Consider the following 16,902-nt stretch of genomic DNA (forward strand, 5'->3'; position numbering starts at 1 on the left):
CGGATCGTGGACGCCATCATCCAATTCATACGGCAGCTCTACGGCGAGCCGGAGGCCTTCATTCTCCTGCACGCCCCGGTCTTCACCGGACGGGAAAAGGAATACCTGACACACTGCATCGACACCACTTTCGTGTCCAGCGTGGGCGAATACGTGACCCGGTTCGAGGATATGACCCGCGACTTCACCGGCGCGAAAAGGGCCGTGGCCGTGGTCAACGGCACCTGCGGCCTGACGGCCGCGCTGGAATTGGTAGGCGTGGGGCACGGCGACTTGGTCCTGACCCAGGGGCTGACCTTCGTGGCCACGGCCAACGCCATCTCCAACACCGGCGCGATCCCCATTTTCATCGACTCGGACCCCGACACCCTGGGCATGAGCCCCGATGCGCTCGTGGCCTGGCTCGATGCCCACCCTGAGGAGGTTCCGCGGATCAAGGCATGTGTGCCGGTCCACATTCTGGGCCACGCCTGCCGCATCCGCGAGATCTGCGACATCTGCGAGCAGCACTCCATCCCCGTGGTGGAGGACGCTGCGGAGGGATTGGGCTCCTTCCTGGACGGGCGACACCTGGGCACCTTCGGCAAACTCGGCGTGCTCAGCTACAACGGCAACAAAACCATCACCACCGGCGGCGGAGGCATGATCCTGGCGGGCGACGAGGAGCTGGGCGGACACGTCAAGCACATGACCGCCACGGCCAAGGTCCCGCACCGCTGGGAGTTCCGCCACGACGCCGTGGCCTGGAACTACCGCATGCCCAACATCAACGCGGCGCTCGGCTGTGCGCAGATGGAGAAGCTCGACGAGATTTTGGCCGACAAACGGGCCGTGGCCGCCGCCTACCGCGACTTTTTCGCGAGCGTGGACGGCATCGACTACGTGGACGCCCCCGAGGGCTGCCTGTCCAACTACTGGCTGAATACCGTGCTCTTCGAGGACCGCGCACGGCGCGACGAATTCCTGGCCCGGTCCAACGACGCGGGCGTCATGACCCGGCCTCTGTGGGCGCTCATGGCCGACCTGCCCATGTACGCGAACCACGAAAACGACGGCCTGAAAAATGCCCGAGAACTGGCCGAGCGGGCCGTGAACCTGCCCAGCGGGCCGAGGCTCAAACCGTGACCATGCAGCGCGAACCAATCTTCATCATCGCCGAGGCGGGCGTGAACCATAACGGCGACATGGAACTGGCCAGAAGGCTCATCGACCTGGCCGCCGAGGCCGGGGCCGACGCGGTCAAGTTCCAGACCTTCCGGGCCGAGGAGATCGTCACCGGGTCCGCGCAGAAAGCCGAGTACCAGAAAGAAACGTCCGGCGCCGAGGAGTCCCAGTTCGAGATGCTCAAGAAGCTCGAACTCGACGTGGACGCCCACGCCCTGCTCATGGACCACTGCCGGACGCGCGGCATCGCCTTCCTGTCCACGCCCTTTGATGGGGACAGCCTGGACATGCTCATCGAGATGGGTGTGCCGGTGGTCAAGATCCCGTCCGGCGAGATCACCAATCTGCCGTACATGCGCAAGATCGGTTCCAAAGGGCTGCCGGTCATCCTGTCCACGGGCATGGCCACCCTGGACGAGGTACGCGACGCCGTGGCCGTCCTGACCAGCTCGGGTACCCCGGCAGCACGGATCACCGTGCTCCACTGCAACACGCAGTACCCGACTCCCATGGCCGACGCCAACCTGCGGGCCATGGCCACCCTGGCCGAGACCCTGCCCGAATGCCGCGTGGGCTATTCGGATCATACGTCGGGCATCACCTGCGCCGTGGCCGCGGCCGCCATGGGCGCGACGGTCATCGAAAAGCATTTCACCCTGGACAAGACCCTGCCCGGTCCGGACCACGCAGCCTCCATGGACCCCATCGAGCTGGCCGACATGGTCCGGTCCGTGCGCGAGGTGGAGCTGGCCTTGGGCGACGGCGTGAAGCAGCCGAGCGGATCCGAACGGTCCAACATCGACATCGCGCGGCGGTTCCTGGTGGCGGCCGCGCCCATCAAGACGGGCGAACCGTTCTCTGAGGCCAACGTGGCCGCCCGGCGCACCGGCTGCGGCGGCATCTCGCCCATGCGCTGGGACGAAGTCATGGGCTTGCCCGCAAAAAAGGATTTCCAACCCGGCGAGGGCATCGAGCTGTGAGAATCTGCGTCTTCACCGGTACCCGGGCAGAATACGGGCTGCTCACCCCGCTCCTGAAGCGGCTTGAAGCGGACCCGGACGTGGAGCCGACCCTGCTCGTCACGGGCTCCCACCTGTCCGAACGCCACGGCCATACCGTGGACGCCATCCGTGCCGACGGCTTCGCCATCGGGGCCGAGGTTCCCCTGCCGCTCACCGACGACTCCCGCCTGGGCGTGGCCCTGGCCATGGGCGAGGCGGTGTCCGGCTGCGCCCGCGCCCTGGATGTGCTCGCGCCGGACCTGCTGGTGCTCCTGGGCGACCGCTGGGAGTGCTTGGCCTGCGCCACGGCCGCGAACCTGCTGGGCGTACCCGTGGCCCACATCCACGGCGGCGAAACCACCGAAGGGGCCGTGGACGAGCAATTCCGGCACGCCATCACCAAGTTGGCCCGGCTCCACTTCACCTCCTGCGAGCCCTACCGCAAACGGGTCATCCAGATGGGCGAGGTCCCGGACAGGGTCTTCAACGTGGGCGCGCTCGGCGTGGAGAACGTCAAGACCGCGGCCCTCATGGACCGTACGGCCCTGGAAGCAGACCTCGGCTTTTCCCTGAGCGAAAAATTTCTCCTGGTTACCTACCACCCGGCCACCCTGGCCGAGGACGGCGCGGCCGAGACCGAAGGATTCTTCGCCGGGCTTGAGACCGTGCTGGCCGAAGACAAATCCCTGAAAGCGGTGATCACCGGGGCCAACGCCGACCCCGGCGGCTCACTGGTGGATGCCCGCGCCGCCCGGCTGCACGACACATTTCCCGAGCGCACCCTGGTCACCCCGTCCCTGGGCCTGATCCGCTATCTGTCGGCCATGCGCCTGTGCGCGGCCGTGGCGGGCAACTCCTCCTCCGGCATCCTGGAGGCCCCAAGCTTCAACGTGCCCACGGTCAACGCGGGCGACCGCCAGAAAGGGCGCGAGCGGGCAGCCTCGGTTTTCGACTGTGCGCCCGACGCCGGCGCCGTGGCCCGGACCCTGCGCCGCGCCCTGTCGCCCCAAGGGGCGGACATTGCCAAGCAGGCCCGGAACCCGTATGAAAAGCACGGCACCAGCCGGCGCATGCTGGACATTCTGAAACATGGCGCGCCCAAAGGGCCCAAACCCTTCTTCGACATCGACTACCGCCTGTCCAAGGACTAGAGGTACCTATGAATACATGGAAAAATGCCGTCATCCCGCTCACTGCCACCATCCGGGACGCGGCCGAGACCCTGAACCGCATCAACCTGCAGATCGTTCTGCTGACCGAGGCGGACGGCAGGCTCAAGGGGGTCATCACCGACGGCGACATCCGGCGCGGCCTGCTGGCCGGCAAGACCCTGGAGTCCCCGGCCGTCGAGATCATGGAGACCAAATTCTTCTCGGCCAGGCCGAACGAGGACCAGGCGGCTCTGCTGGCGACCATGCGCGAGCGGGAGATCCGCCAGGTGCCGCTCCTGGACAGGGACGGCCGGGTGGTAGGGCTGCGTACCCTGCTCGACGTCATCACCCCGGAGCGCCGCGACAACTGGGTGGTGCTCATGGCGGGCGGCCTGGGACAGCGGCTGCGCCCTCTGACCGAGGACTGCCCCAAGCCGCTCCTGAACGTGGGCAACAAGCCCCTGCTCAAGACCATCCTGGACCAGTTCGCGGAATACGGCTTCAACAAGTTCTACATCTCGGTCAACTACCGCGCGGACATGGTCGAGGAATACTTCGGCGACGGCTCCAAACACGGAGTGGAGATCCGCTACCTGCGCGAGGACAAGCAGCTCGGCACGGCCGGGGCCGTGGGGCTCATCCCCGAGAAACCTGACGCGCCCGTCTTCGTCATGAACGGCGACCTGCTGACCAAGGTGGACTTCCCCGGCATGCTTGCCTTCCACCGCGAACAGGCGGCCAAGGCGACCATGGCCGTGCGCCGCTTCGACATCCAGGTGCCCTACGGCGTGGTCAAGGTGAAGGATCACCGCATCACCAAGCTGGAAGAAAAGCCGACCCACAAGTTCTTCGTCAACGCGGGCATCTATGTGCTCGAACCGGATGTTGCCGCCGCCATCCCGCAAAACGAATACCTGGACATGCCCACCCTGTTTGGCAGGCTCATGGACCGGGGCGAGACCACGGCGGCCTTCCCCATCCACGAGTACTGGATGGACATCGGCCGCAAACAGGATTTCGACCAGGCCAACTGCGACTACGAAATGCATTTCCACATGCGGGAAGAAGGCTGTTAAATCATGCACGCTCTGATCATCGGCTACGGCTCCATCGGTGCCCGCCACGCGCGCCTGCTCAAGTCCATGGGCCACGAGGTGGCCTGCGTCACCCGAAACCGAGAGTGCCCTTTCCCGGCCTTCCCGAACATTCAAGCGGCCCTTGAGGAAACCGCCCCCTGGCTGGCCGTGGTCTGCACGGCCACGGTGGAGCATGCGGCCGGTCTCAAGACGCTGCTCAAGGCCGGGTTCACGGGCCGCATCCTGGTGGAGAAACCGCTCTTCGAGCGCATCCGCGAGCTCGATCCCGCACCCGGCGACAACGTCTTTGTGGCCTACAACCTGCGCTTCCACCCCATGGTCACCCGGACCCGCGAGCTGCTCGCCGGGCACAGGGTTCTGAACGCAAGGTTCGCCGTGGGCCAGTATCTGCCGGACTGGCGACCCGGCCGGGACTACACCAAGAGCTACTCGGCCAGCCGGGCCCTGGGCGGCGGTGTGCTGCGCGACCTGTCCCACGAGCTGGATTTGGCCCAGTTTCTCCTGGGCGACTGGAAACGGGCCACGGCCTTGGGCGGCCACTACAGCGATCTCAAGATCGATTCGGACGACCAGTTCGCCGTGCTCATGGAGACGGAACGCTGCCCCATGGTCGGCGTGCACATGGACTATCTCAGCCGGGCCAGCCACCGCGGCTTCGACATCACCTGTGCGGACATGACCCTGCGGGCCGACTTTCTGGCGGGCATGCTCACCGTGAACGGAACCATGGAGGAGTTCCCGGTGGACCGGGACATCACCTACCGCCGAGAGCTGGAGGCCATGGCCGTGGGCGACCCCACGCCGTGCACCTATGAACAGGGCCTGGCCTTGGTCGCGCTGATCGAGACCCTGGAGCGGTGCGCCGAGCAACAGGTGTGGGAGTCCGCGTCATGAAGCGTTACGGATTCATTTTCGCCCGGGGCGGCTCCAAGGGCGTGCCCGGCAAGAACATCCGCCCCCTGAACGGAGTACCGCTCATCGGCCACGCCATCCGCGCGGGCCGGGACAGCGGGCTTCTCGACCGGATCATCGTGTCCACCGACGACCCGAAGATCGCGGCCGTGGCCGAGGAATACGGGGCCGAGGTCCCGTTCATGCGCCCGGCCGAGCTGGCCCGCGACGATGCGCCCGAGTGGCTGGCCTGGCGGCACGCTGTGGACGCGATGGAGGCCGAAGACGCCTTCGACCTGTTCGTCTCCCTGCCCTGCACCGCGCCCCTGCGCAGCGCAAAGGACGTGCGCGACTGCATCGAGCTGTTCGAACGGGGCGGCTGCGACATGGTGGTCACGGCCAGGCCCGCCGAGCGCCATCCCTCCTTCAATATGGTCACCATGAGCGATGATGGATACGCGGCCATAGCCATGCCGCCCGGCGAGCGCATCACCCGCCGCCAGGACGCACCGCCGATCTTCGACCTGACCACGGTCTGCTACGTAACCACACCGAATTTCATCCGAAGACACGAAGGGGTATTCCAGGGAAGGGTCAAGGCGGTCATCATTCCGCCCGAACGCGCCCTGGACATCGACACAGAACAGGACTTCGCCTTTGCCGAATTTCTGATGGAGCGGAACCAATGAAGAGCATCAAGGAACTTATGGACCTGACCGGCCGGACCGCCCTGGTCACGGGCGGGGCCGGGCACATCGGCCAGGCCTTTTGCGACACCCTGGCCGAGGCCGGGGCGAACGTCGCCGTACTGGACGTGGACTCGGACCGCGTGGAAGACACCGCCGTGCGCGTGGCCGAGGAATGGTCGGTCGAGACCATGGGGCTGACCCTTGATCTGGCCGACGAGAAGGCCGTGGTCGCGGCCCCCGGCAAAGTGGCCGAAGCGCTCGGCTCCCTGGACATCCTGGTCAACTGCGCCGCCTTTGTGGGCACCTCCAAGCTGACCGGCTGGGTGGTTCCCTTCGAGGAGCAGTCCGTGGACACCTGGCGCGCGGCCCTGGAGACCAACCTGACCGCGCCGTTCGCCCTGATCCAGGCGGCCACCCCGCTGCTTCGCCGGTCCGGGCACGGCAGTGTCGTCAACATCGGCTCCACCTACGGCGTGGTCGGCCCGGACATGTCCCTGTACGACGACACCAAGATGGGCAACCCGGCGGCCTACGGTGCCTCCAAGGGCGGCCTGATCCAGCTGACCCGCTGGCTGTCCACGGTGCTGGCCCCGGAAGTGCGGGTCAACTCCATCTGCCCGGGCGGCGTGGCCCGCGGCCAGGACCCGAAATTCATCAAACGCTACGAGGCCAAAACCCCCATGGGCCGCATGGCCACCGAAGAGGACATGAAGGGCGCCCTGCTCTTCCTCGCCAGCGACCTGTCCGCCTACGTCACCGGCCAGAACCTGCTTGTTGACGGCGGCTGGACCGCTTGGTAAAGGACTCCACCATGAATTATCGTGTTATCCCACGCCTGGACATCAAAGGCCCGAATCTTGTAAAGGGTATTCATTTTGAGGGGTTGCGAGTCCTGGGAAAACCCGAGGATTTTGCCCAGCTCTACTATGAGCAAGGGGCGGATGAGCTCTTCTTCCAAGACGCGGTGGCCAGCCTGTACGATCGCAACAGCCTGCACGCCATCGTCGCAAAGACCTCTTCCCAAATTTTCATTCCACTGTGCGTGGGGGGCGGCCTCCGCTCCGTGGACGATATCCGCGAGGTCCTACGGGCGGGGGCGGACAAAATCGCGGTCAACACAGCAGCCATCAAGCGGCCCGAGCTTATCCGTGAGGCTTCGATCGCTTTCGGTTCCTCGACCATCGTGGTTTCCATCGAGGCCATCCGGCAGGACAACGGGAGATGGGAGGCACTCATCGAATACGGACGGGAGACCACCGGCGTGGATGCCGTGGATTGGGCTCGTCGGGCGGCCGATCTGGGTGCCGGGGAGTTGATGGTCACGAGCATTGATCAGGAAGGTACCGGCAAGGGCTTCGACCTCGAACTGATCCGGGCCATCTCCGAAAGTGTGTCCATTCCGGTCATAGCCGGAGGCGGATGCGGCACCCCCGAGGACGCGGCCAAGGCCATCAGCGAAGGCCGGGCCGACGCCGTGTCCATAGCGGCTGCCTTACATTACAGAGCCATGGACGAACTGTCCTCCAAATCCGTATCCCATGAATACGAACAGGAAGGGAACATCGAATTTCTCAAGACCGGCCGCCGCTTCACCAAGGTACAGCCATGCACCATCGGCGAGATCAAGACAACGATACGAAAACAAGGCATTCCGTGCCGGATGAAGGCGGACAATGCATAACATGGACGTGGCCATCATCGATTACGGCCTGGGCAACCTCTTTTCCATCAAGCACGCCTGCGAGCACGTCGGCCTCTCCGTGGAGATCACCAACGACCCTCAGGATGTGGTCAACGCAAAATCGGTGATCCTGCCCGGCGTGGGCGCGTTCGGCGACGCCATGGACGCGCTGAATCGGCTCGACCTGGTTTCACCGATAAAGGACGTGGCCGAAAAAGGCACTCCCCTGCTCGGCATCTGCCTCGGGCAGCAACTCCTGTTCTCCAGCAGCGAGGAATTCGGTGCCCACAAGGGGCTAGACATCCTTTCCGGCAACGTCTGCTACTTCCCCGTGCAGGAAATCGACGGGCGGACCTACAAGGTGCCCCAGGTAGGTTGGAACGCCATCCGGCCGCCGGACTGCGATCCGGATGCATGGAACGGCACGCTGCTCGAAGACGTCACACCTGGGACGGATATGTACTTTGTCCATTCCTGCTACGTTGTCCCTGATTCGGACAATGTGATCCTGAGCATGACGCAGTACGGAGAAATCACTTTCTGCTCAGGCAGCCGCAAGGGAAACATCACGGCCTTCCAGTTTCACCCCGAACGCAGTGGAAGCGAAGGCCTCGCCATCTATAGCAATTTTGCAAAACTCATCCATTCTTCGGAGGCACAATAAATGACCCAACCCAAAACCCTTTTCGGCCTGCCCGAAGAAGTCCGCTTCTGCAAGAAATGCGTCATGTCCAACCAGCGCCCCTCCTCCTACCCGGAGTTCAAGCACACCAAGGACCGCATAACCCCCACCCTGCACATCGACGAGGACGGCGTGTGCGACGCATGCCGTTACAATGAGCAGAAAAAGGGCGAGATCGACTGGAAGGCGCGCGAGGAACAACTGCTCCAGTTGTGCGACAAGCACCGTCGCAACGACGGCGGCTACGACTGCATCGTGCCCGGCAGCGGCGGCAAGGACAGCGCCCTGGCCGCCCACGTCCTCAAATACAAATACGGGATGAATCCCCTGACCGTGACCTGGCCGCCGATCATGTACACGGACTACGGGTACCGCAACTTCCGCAACTGGATCGAGGTCGGGGGGTTCGACAACCTGACCTTCAACCAGAACGGCCGGGCCCACAAGCTGCTGACCAAGCTGGCTATCGAGAACCTATTTCACCCGTTCCAGACCTTCATCCTCGGCCAGAAGAATCTGGCCCCCAAGATTGCCCTGGAATACAATATCCCGCTGATCTTCTACGGGGAGCCAGAAGCCGAGTACGGCAACCCCATTGCGGAGACTTCAAGCTCCCTGCGCGACAAGTCCTACTACAGCATGACAAATATCGACGACCTGTACCTGGGCGGGGTGTCCATCAAGGAACTGATGGAGGTCCATGGACTGCGCCTGAATGAGTTGTCCTCCTATTTCCCGGCCGAGGCCGACCGCCTGGCCCAGTCTAACATCGAAGTCCACTACCTCGGCTATTACGTGCCTTGGACGCCGCAGGAGGCCTACTACTATGCGGTGGAGAACACCGGCTTCAAGGCCCGCCCGTTCCGTACTCAGGGGACCTATTCCAAGTACAACTCCATCGACGACAAGATCGACGACCTCCACTACTACACCACGTACATCAAGTTCGGCATCGGACGGACCACCTACGACGCATCCCAGGAGATCCGCAACAAGCACCTGACCCGCGAAGAAGGCGTCGCCCTGGTCCACAAGTACGACGGTGAGTTCCCCGACAGATACTTCGACGAGATCATGGACTACCTCGAGATCACCCCGGAGCATTTCCAGGAACTGACCGACAGGAACCGTTCCCCGCATCTCTGGGAGAAGGTCAACGGCGAGTGGAAGCTGAAACACCGGGTGGAGAACCTCTAGTCCCGGAGAACCCATGCTCTGCGCCTTCGAGGTGGAAATACTCATCCGCGAACTGGATGGAGTCCTTTACCAGGCCCTGCATCTCGCGAGAAAGGGCCTGCCTTCGCTGGTGGGAGACCGCATGGTCAACCGCTACATCCGGTCCGGCTCCAACCCGGTCCTCTACTTCGACAGCGACCAGCACGTGCCCACCAACCGACACGTGCTCGACAACCACGGCGTGGTCCTCAACCTGAACGCGGAGGGCCAGGGGTTTGTGGACGACCCGCCCACGTTGCAGGCCAATTTCGCCAAGATCATCGACCACGTCACCGCCATCTGCCTCTGGGGGCAAAAGCAGGCAGATATCCTCGCCGCCCTGATCCCCGATGACCGGCGGGACGACCTGATCGTCACTGGCCACCCGGCCTTCGACCTGGCCGACGAGCGTTTCATCGGCTACTACCGCAATCCCGACATCGTCCGGGAGCACGGCGAGGATTACATCCTGATCAACACCAGCTTCGGGATGTTCAACCATGAGATGGGCTTCGACCACTACGTGAAGATGCTCAGCCGGATGGACGAGTGGAAAGTGTACGGCGACCCCGCCCACCTGGCCCGCCTCAAGAAACGCTGCGCCCACCAGGAGAAGACGGCCCTGGCCATGATCGAGTTGTGCGCCATGCTGGCCGAGGCCCACCCTGACCGCCACATCATCATCCGGCCCCACCCGGCCGAGGACGCGGAGTTCTACCGGTGCCGGACCTCGGACCGAACCAACATCTTCGTCACCAAGCAGGGCGCGGCCCGCGAGTGGATCGCCTCGGCTGCGGCGGTCATCCACCACGACTGCACCACCGGCCTGGAGGCCACCCTCATGGGCAAGCTGGTCCTGCAATATGCCCCCTTCGAGGACATCGAGGAGGCGGCCGCGCTCATGACCACCATCGGCCACCGCGTGACCTCCCCGGAGGAGGCGATCCGCGCCATCGACCAGGGGACCATGCCCGAGGAGACCAGCCGAGAACTACGGGCCCGGCTGGCCCCGTACCTGGCCAACGTGACCGGCCGCGCGGCCGAGGTCATCGCCGAACTGGCCGCAAGCCATGCCGCAGGCGTGAAGACCTGGCTGCCCGCTCCGCTGGGGCCGTGGGGCCAGGCCAAGTGCTGGCGCAAGTACCTGAGCAAACTGCTGCGCGCGCGGCAGCCCGGCCGCAATGGACGCAAGGTCCGCTATGCCCTGAACAAATTTTCGCGGTTGCGGAAGGAAGAAGTGGAACGCAGGCTAAACGGCCTGCGCACCGCTGAACCGGAGCTGCCGGAGGTGGATGTCAGGCCCTTGTGCCTGAACACCTTCCTGATCACGCCCCGGCCCTGATCCAGGCGGCTACTTGTCCCGGTTCTTCCGATCGTCCTGACGGTTCTTGAACGTGATGGACGCGAGGCAGCCCGCCAGGCCGCCCAGGGCCACGGCCTTGCCCGGAGCCATCATGTCCGTGAAGCTGAAGAGATAGCCGATGGCCGCGCCCGCGATGATGCCCTTGGCCAGGACATCTATCCATTGCATGAATTCCCTTCCGTCGTCATCCATGGAACTCTCCGTGACAGGTCTGATGTTAGCGGTTGCCGTATGCGGGCAATACCATTATCATCCGCACGCAAACGCAGGCATATGACCATAAAATAAGGTTGAAGACAAGGAATACCGGGCTCTTCAGCCTTTCGGCCCGCCCCGCGTTTTTTATGGATTTTCACTTGACACTGATTCTCAACATCACTATCAAGTGAGTGTCCGGCAGCGCTGCCGGAAGAAACTTTGGGGGAATCCATATGCTCGATACCATCATTGTCGTGGCCATCGTCGCCATAGCGGCCTTTTTCGTGGGCCGCAGAATCCTGCGCGCCTTCACCGCCAAGCAGCCCGGCTGCGGCTGTAGCGGCTGCGGGCAGTCCGGATCATGCTCCGGCATCAAGGACAGCCCGGACCGACACGACTGCTGCGGTTCAAGGTAATTTTTTTTGATCAACCGTTGAGAACAATTCTCAACCAACGCTTTTCGAGGATCATCACAATGGCTCAAGACATGTGTTTACGCAAAGCCAAGGTCAACCAGAGACTGAAAATCAGGACGGTCAGCGCGGACGGCGAGCTCGGCCGCCGCATCCGCGACATGGGACTCATCCCCGGCACCGAGGTCACGGTCATCGGCAAGGCCCCGTTGCGCGACCCCGTGGCCCTCAGGCTCCGCGACTTCACGCTGACCTTGCGCAACAGCGAGGCAGACCACATCACCGTCACCCCCCTGGAGGACTAAACGCATGGGCCAATACATCATCGGCATCGCAGGCAACCCGAACTGCGGCAAGACCACCATGTTCAACGCCCTGACCGGAGCACGCCAACATGTGGCCAACTGGCCCGGCGTGACCGTCGAAAAGAAAATCGGCCACATCAACGCCGGGACCGACTCCGTGGAGCTCGTGGACCTGCCCGGCACCTACTCCCTGACCGCCTACACCCAGGAGGAACTGGTCGCCCGCAATTTCCTGGTGGACGACCGGCCCCAGGCGGTCATAGACATCATGAACGCCGACGCCCTGGAGCGGAACCTCTACCTGGCCGTGCAGATCATGGAACTGGGCGTACCGCTGATCCTCGGCCTGAACATGATGGACGAAGTGCGCAAGTCCGGCAAGCGGATCGACAGCGCTCGCCTCGAAGAACTGTCGGGCTGCGCCGTGGTCGAGACCGTGGCCCGCTCCGGACGGGGCGCCCAGGAGCTGCTGCGCTCCACCCTGGAGGTGGCCGCCAAGCAGACCGGGGAGTGGAAGGCCCTGAACATCTCCTACGGCCCGGATCTGGACCCGGTCCTGTGCGAGATGGAGAAACTGATAGCCGAGGCCGAGTTCCTGACCGACAAGGTGCCCGCCCGCTGGACCGGGATCAAGTACCTGGAACGTGACGAGGACGTCATCATCAAGGGGCGCATGGCCAACACCGAGCTCTCGGAACAACTCGAAGCCATGGCCCGCGAGGTGGCCGAACACACCCGCAAGACCCTGAACATGCGGCCCGACGCGCTCATCGCCGACTACCGCTACGGGTTCATCGCCTCCATGATCAAGGACGTGGTCACCTACCCGGCCTCCAGCGAGGACCGCATCAGCCGCTCCGACAAGATGGACAAGGTCCTGACCCACCGGTTCCTCGGACCGCTGATCATGCTCGGCATTGTCTACCTCATCTACGAGATAACCTTTACCGTGGGCGAGATCCCCATGGGCTGGCTGGAATCGCTCTTCGGCCTGCTCGGCGACGCGGCCACCAACCTCCTGCCCCCCGGCCACCTGCAATCGCTCGTCGTCTCGGGCATCATCGACGGCGTGGGCGGCGTGCTCGGCTTCGTGCCGCTGATCATGTTCATGTTCCTGATGATCTCCGCCCTGGAGGACTCCGGGTACATCGCCCGAATGGCCTACATGCTCGACCGCATCTTCAAGATCTTCGGCCTGCACGGCACGTCGGTGCTGCCCTTCATCGTGTCCGGCGGCATCGCGGGCGGCTGCGCCGTGCCCGGCGTCATGGCCACCCGCACCCTGCGCTCGCCCAAGGAAAAGCTGGCCACCCTGTTCGTAACCCCGTACATGACCTGCGGCGCCAAGGTGCCCGTCTTCCTCATGCTGGCCGCCGCCTTCTTCCCCGAGGACTCGGCCACGGTCATGCTGGTCATCACCCTGTCCGCCTGGGCCATGGCCCTGCTCGTGGCCCGGCTGCTGCGCTCCACGGTCATCAGGGGCGCCTCCACGCCGTTCGTCATGGAACTGCCACCCTACCGCATGCCCACCCTCCAGGGCGTGCTGATCCACACCTGGGAACGCACCTGGGAGTACGCCAAGAAGGCCGGTACCGTGATCCTGGGCATCTCCATCCTGCTCTGGGCCATGATGACCTTCCCGGAGCTGCCCGCCGACCGCGTGGCCCACTACGAGGCCCAGCGAGCCGCGGCCCAATCCGAGGAACAGATCACGACCATCGACAACGCCGAGGCCGAGGAGGCCGTCCGCCACACCCTGGCGGGCCGCATCGGCACCGCCCTGGAGCCCGTGTCCGAGCTGGCCGGCTTCAACTGGCGGGTGAACATCGCCCTGACCGGCGGTTTCGCGGCCAAGGAGGTCATTGTCTCCACCCTGGGCACGGCCTACTCCCTGGGCGAGGTGGACACCGAAGAGGCACTGCCCCTGTCCGAGCGCCTGGTCGCCGATCCGGCCTTTTCCGCCGCCACGGCCATCGCGTTGATCATCTTCACCATGCTCTACGCCCCCTGCTTCGTCACCGTGGTGACCATGGCACGCGAATCGAGCTGGCGCTGGGCCGCCTTCAGCGTGGTCGGCTCCACCTGCCTGGCCTTTGTCATGGCCGTCCTTGCCTACCACGTCTCCAAGGCCTTCCTGTAGCGAACGGCGGGCCTGGCGCAAAAAAAGAGAGCCCCTAGGGGCTCTTTTTTTTCGTCTGTGGGAGGTGGAAACCCATTAAAACGGGAAGTCTTCACCCGTATCGGGAAGGGGTTCCATCTTTTCGACCACCGGTTTCTCGGCGAGCTTGTGCGACGGATTGCCGTTCACGTAAATGGCCTTGTAGGGACGGGTGGGACAGGCGTGCTCGCAGCCGCCGCAGCCGACGCATATGGCCGCGTTGACCTCGGGGATAACGAGCTTGCGGCCAGGGCCGTTCAGATAGGGCACCATATGGACGGCCTTGGTCGGGCAGTGTTCGGAACAGGCGCCGCAGTTGGTATTGTCCGTGTACACCACGCAATTTTCCCTGATGAACTGGGCCACACCCACCTGGGTCCGCTGCTTGCGCTCCTTGGACAGGGGCAGGATGGCCCCGCTGGGACAGATCTCCGAACAGACCGTGCAATCGAAATTGCAATGGGCCGATTGAAACGACATGCGCGGCTGCATCATGCCGGACAGGCCGTACTCGAAAAGCGACGGGGCCAGCACCCGTGACGGGCAGGCGGACACGCACAGGTGGCACGCCGTGCACCGGGACGTGAAGTGCTTGATGCTCCGGGAACCGGGCGGGGAAACCGGGCTCGTCCGCTTTTCCGGAACCGTGGTGGACCGGCTCGGCGTCACCGCCGGAGGCGGCGCCGCATCCGACATGGCCGACGGAGGCGATGCCGCGTTCGCCCCGGTCGCCGCCAGGCCGACGCTCCCCGCCACCAGGCCGATCAGGAATTTTCGGCGCCCAGGGTTCTCCCCGGCCCCGCCGGAGCCGCTCCCGCTGGCGCCCGACAGGCGCAACGCGTTGTCCGGGCAGACGGCCAAGCAATTGTAGCAACCCACGCAGCGGGAGGCATCCACCGACTGCGCCTTGAAGTCGATACATTCGGCCTTGCAGACCCGCTCGCACCGCCCGCACTCCCGGCACGCCCCGCTGTCGAACCGGATACGGAACACCGAGAACCGGGAAAGAATTCCCAACAACGTGCCCACCGGACAGAGCGTGTTGCAGTAGAGCCGGCCCCGCCCGGTGCTGAGCCAGCCGACCAGCAGAAGCATGGCCAGGGCCACGCCCATGGAAAGCGGGGCGATGGCCGGCCACCGGACGCGGTACAGGCCGTGGTATCCGGCCTGCTCGAACACGAGAGCCGCCAGGTTGTTGGCGGCCAGGAGCAGGGGGCGAACGAGATTCGACAGGATCCTGCCGAAATTGCTGAACGGCTCCAGGAGGTTGAGCAACAACCCGCTGCCCGCGACAAAGAGCACTACGGTCAGCCCGAGCACCGCATACCGGATTCCGTTGTGCGCCTTGGTGAAACGGTAGCGCCGCCTGCCGCCCAGGCGGCCGAGGACGTCCTGGAGCGCGCCTAACGGGCAGATGGTGGAGCAGTACACCCGACCGAAGGCCAAGGTCAGGACGATCACGATCAGGAAGCCCGTCGCCCCCAGAGTCGCGGCCTCCAGAAAGTTGAGGAACGAAGGCGCGAATTGCAGGTACAGAACGGCGTCCGCCATGGACCGGGCCCCGATCTCCCTGAAATCGAGGAAAAGGAAGGCGGTCAGCCCGAGAAAAATTGCGGCGACCGCAACCCGCAGCGGCTTGAGACTGCCAAGCTGCATGTCAGCCGAGCTTGATGCGGTTGATGGACAGGTTCTGCAGGTCCATGCGGCCCAAGCCCATTTCCGCGGCGAGTCGGATGTGCCGGACGTCCGACGGCTCCACGCCATACAGTTTCGCGGCCGCGGCGTCCGCGGCCACGAAGTCCGTGGATAGGACCTGCGCCTTCATGTTGACCACGTCGTTGACCGACACGCCTCGGGGGCCGTTGCGCTTCATGACGTTGTAGGCGTCCACGATGGTCAGGTCCGGCCTGCGGAAGGACGAGAAGTCCGCAATGCACTGGTGCAGGTCGTTGCGGTGCCAGTACCACCGGTCCCAGACCACGCCCATCAGGTTCTTCATGCTCGCGGTGAGCATGGAGGAGCTGTGGTCCTTCAGCACCGGGACATTGAAAAAGACGTCCGCATCCAACAGGGCCTGGTGGACCAGGGCCTTGTTCAGGCGTTTGCCCTTGGGGACGGAAACCTCTCGGTAGTAGCCCTTGCTGTCCGCCGAGACCATCTTGCCCCCGGCCTTCTCAACGGCCTCCCCGATCCCGCTGTTCAGGTAGCACTGCCGCCAACTGTCGCAGGAGTGGTCGAACACGGTCACCTCGGAGGCCCCGGCGTCGAGGCAGTGCTCGACGATGCGGGTCACCAGCTTGGGATTGGTGTTTCCCCCCCGTTCGGGGGGCACGTCCCAGCCGATGTTCGGCTTGACCACGACCTTGCTGCCACGGGAAACAAAGGTTCGCATCCCACCGTAGGCGCTGATGGCGCTGTCGAACATGGCGTCGGGCCCGCCGCCGCGGACGGCCACCAGGTCCCAGGTCTTTCCGGACTCCGCCGCATCCGCTGCGGCATTCCAGAAGCCGCCCACTTTGCCGAACGCCAGGGTGGCTCCGGCGACAATCGTGCCGCTCAGGGTTTTTTTCAGGAAATCACGACGATCCATGGTGTTACCTCCAAGGTTGGCGATAGTCTTGAAATGAGGTGGCTGCCGTCGTTCGGGGACCCTACGGGTTCCCGATGCCGCGCAGGGGCGGTTTGGTTCTGATAGCATGTTCGGATTTCCAGGGACAATAGCACTGGGCCCGTTTCGGGAGATCGAGCAAGAATAAAGGAGGATCGGTCTATTCCCCCCGTGCGGGACGACCGCATGCAATGTGGACGGTCAAGGCGTTGGCGGACGCGTGCCAAGAGAGCACGACGCCAGGGGCCTCCTCGACTGAGGAGAATCGGATAACAATTCCGATGAA

Annotated in this window: 17 protein-coding genes; 14 read left to right on the plus strand and 3 right to left on the minus strand. The window is 64.2% G+C overall.

Annotated elements, in window-relative coordinates; all coding sequences use genetic code 11:
* Positions 1–6 precede the first annotated feature (6 nt).
* The 11 genes from V8V93_RS13785 to V8V93_RS13835 are packed head-to-tail and all read left to right on the plus strand — an operon-like array spanning position 7 to position 10,913.
* Positions 7–1,125 carry a LegC family aminotransferase gene (locus V8V93_RS13785; RefSeq protein ID WP_338667165.1) on the plus strand — a complete coding sequence of 373 codons (1,119 nt, stop codon included), beginning with the start codon at positions 7–9 and terminating at the stop codon, positions 1,123–1,125.
* Positions 1,126–1,127: 2 nt separating this feature from the next.
* Positions 1,128–2,144 (plus strand): N-acetylneuraminate synthase, encoded by a 1,017-nt coding sequence (gene neuB / locus V8V93_RS13790; protein ID WP_338670193.1) that lies wholly within the window; start codon positions 1,128–1,130, stop codon positions 2,142–2,144.
* On the plus strand, positions 2,141–3,316 hold the full coding sequence (neuC, locus tag V8V93_RS13795) for a UDP-N-acetylglucosamine 2-epimerase (RefSeq protein ID WP_338667166.1): 1,176 nt from the start codon (positions 2,141–2,143) through the stop codon (positions 3,314–3,316). Before neuB ends, neuC begins: the two co-directional genes overlap by 4 nt.
* Positions 3,317–3,324: 8 nt before the next feature.
* Complete coding sequence (locus tag V8V93_RS13800) at positions 3,325–4,392, plus strand: nucleotidyltransferase family protein (protein ID WP_338667167.1); 1,068 nt, start codon at positions 3,325–3,327, stop codon at positions 4,390–4,392.
* Between the two features lie 3 nt (positions 4,393–4,395).
* Positions 4,396–5,307 (plus strand): Gfo/Idh/MocA family protein, encoded by a 912-nt coding sequence (locus V8V93_RS13805; protein WP_338667168.1) that lies wholly within the window; start codon positions 4,396–4,398, stop codon positions 5,305–5,307.
* Entirely contained in the window at positions 5,304–5,993 is a 690-nt protein-coding gene (locus V8V93_RS13810) for an acylneuraminate cytidylyltransferase family protein (RefSeq protein WP_338667169.1), read from the plus strand. The genes V8V93_RS13805 and V8V93_RS13810 overlap by 4 nt, the downstream gene beginning before the upstream one ends.
* Positions 5,990–6,793, plus strand: coding sequence for an SDR family oxidoreductase (locus tag V8V93_RS13815; RefSeq protein ID WP_338667170.1), 804 nt, complete (start codon positions 5,990–5,992; stop codon positions 6,791–6,793). The genes V8V93_RS13810 and V8V93_RS13815 overlap by 4 nt, the downstream gene beginning before the upstream one ends.
* Positions 6,794–6,804: 11 nt before the next feature.
* Entirely contained in the window at positions 6,805–7,674 is an 870-nt protein-coding gene (gene hisF, locus V8V93_RS13820; RefSeq protein WP_338667171.1) for an imidazole glycerol phosphate synthase subunit HisF, read from the plus strand.
* A 1-nt stretch (position 7,675) separates the two neighbouring features.
* Positions 7,676–8,338, plus strand: a complete 663-nt coding sequence (gene hisH, locus V8V93_RS13825; RefSeq protein WP_338667172.1) for an imidazole glycerol phosphate synthase subunit HisH — start codon at positions 7,676–7,678, stop codon at positions 8,336–8,338.
* Positions 8,339–9,553 carry an N-acetyl sugar amidotransferase gene (locus V8V93_RS13830; protein WP_338667173.1) on the plus strand — a complete coding sequence of 405 codons (1,215 nt, stop codon included), beginning with the start codon at positions 8,339–8,341 and terminating at the stop codon, positions 9,551–9,553. It abuts the gene before it with no gap.
* Positions 9,554–9,566: 13 nt separating this feature from the next.
* Complete coding sequence (locus V8V93_RS13835) at positions 9,567–10,913, plus strand: surface carbohydrate biosynthesis protein (protein ID WP_338667174.1); 1,347 nt, start codon at positions 9,567–9,569, stop codon at positions 10,911–10,913.
* 9 nt (positions 10,914–10,922) lie between these two features.
* Here the strand turns inward: V8V93_RS13835 and V8V93_RS13840 are convergent, their stop codons facing one another.
* A complete protein-coding gene (locus V8V93_RS13840) occupies positions 10,923–11,126 on the minus strand; it encodes a hypothetical protein (RefSeq protein ID WP_338667176.1) in 204 nt (67 codons plus the stop codon).
* A 239-nt stretch (positions 11,127–11,365) separates the two neighbouring features.
* Here V8V93_RS13840 and V8V93_RS13845 point away from each other — a divergent pair, with 239 nt between their 5' ends.
* The 3 genes from V8V93_RS13845 to feoB are packed head-to-tail and all read left to right on the plus strand — an operon-like array spanning position 11,366 to position 13,990.
* On the plus strand, positions 11,366–11,548 hold the full coding sequence (locus V8V93_RS13845) for a FeoB-associated Cys-rich membrane protein (RefSeq protein WP_338667177.1): 183 nt from the start codon (positions 11,366–11,368) through the stop codon (positions 11,546–11,548).
* Positions 11,549–11,607: 59 nt separating this feature from the next.
* Positions 11,608–11,850 carry a FeoA family protein gene (locus tag V8V93_RS13850; RefSeq protein WP_338667178.1) on the plus strand — a complete coding sequence of 81 codons (243 nt, stop codon included), beginning with the start codon at positions 11,608–11,610 and terminating at the stop codon, positions 11,848–11,850.
* A gap of 4 nt (positions 11,851–11,854) precedes the next feature.
* Complete coding sequence (gene feoB / locus V8V93_RS13855) at positions 11,855–13,990, plus strand: ferrous iron transport protein B (RefSeq protein ID WP_338667179.1); 2,136 nt, start codon at positions 11,855–11,857, stop codon at positions 13,988–13,990.
* Positions 13,991–14,065: 75 nt separating this feature from the next.
* Here the strand turns inward: feoB and V8V93_RS13860 are convergent, their stop codons facing one another.
* Positions 14,066–15,664 carry a 4Fe-4S binding protein gene (locus tag V8V93_RS13860; RefSeq protein WP_338667180.1) on the minus strand — a complete coding sequence of 533 codons (1,599 nt, stop codon included), beginning with the start codon at positions 15,662–15,664 and terminating at the stop codon, positions 14,066–14,068.
* Between the two features lies 1 nt (position 15,665).
* A complete protein-coding gene (locus tag V8V93_RS13865) occupies positions 15,666–16,598 on the minus strand; it encodes a DUF362 domain-containing protein (RefSeq protein WP_338667181.1) in 933 nt (310 codons plus the stop codon).
* Between the last annotated feature and the right edge of the window lie 304 nt (positions 16,599–16,902).

The organism is Pseudodesulfovibrio sp. 5S69 (genome assembly GCF_037094465.1).
In the GTDB taxonomy this organism is placed as follows: Bacteria; Desulfobacterota; Desulfovibrionia; order Desulfovibrionales; family Desulfovibrionaceae; genus Pseudodesulfovibrio; species Pseudodesulfovibrio methanolicus.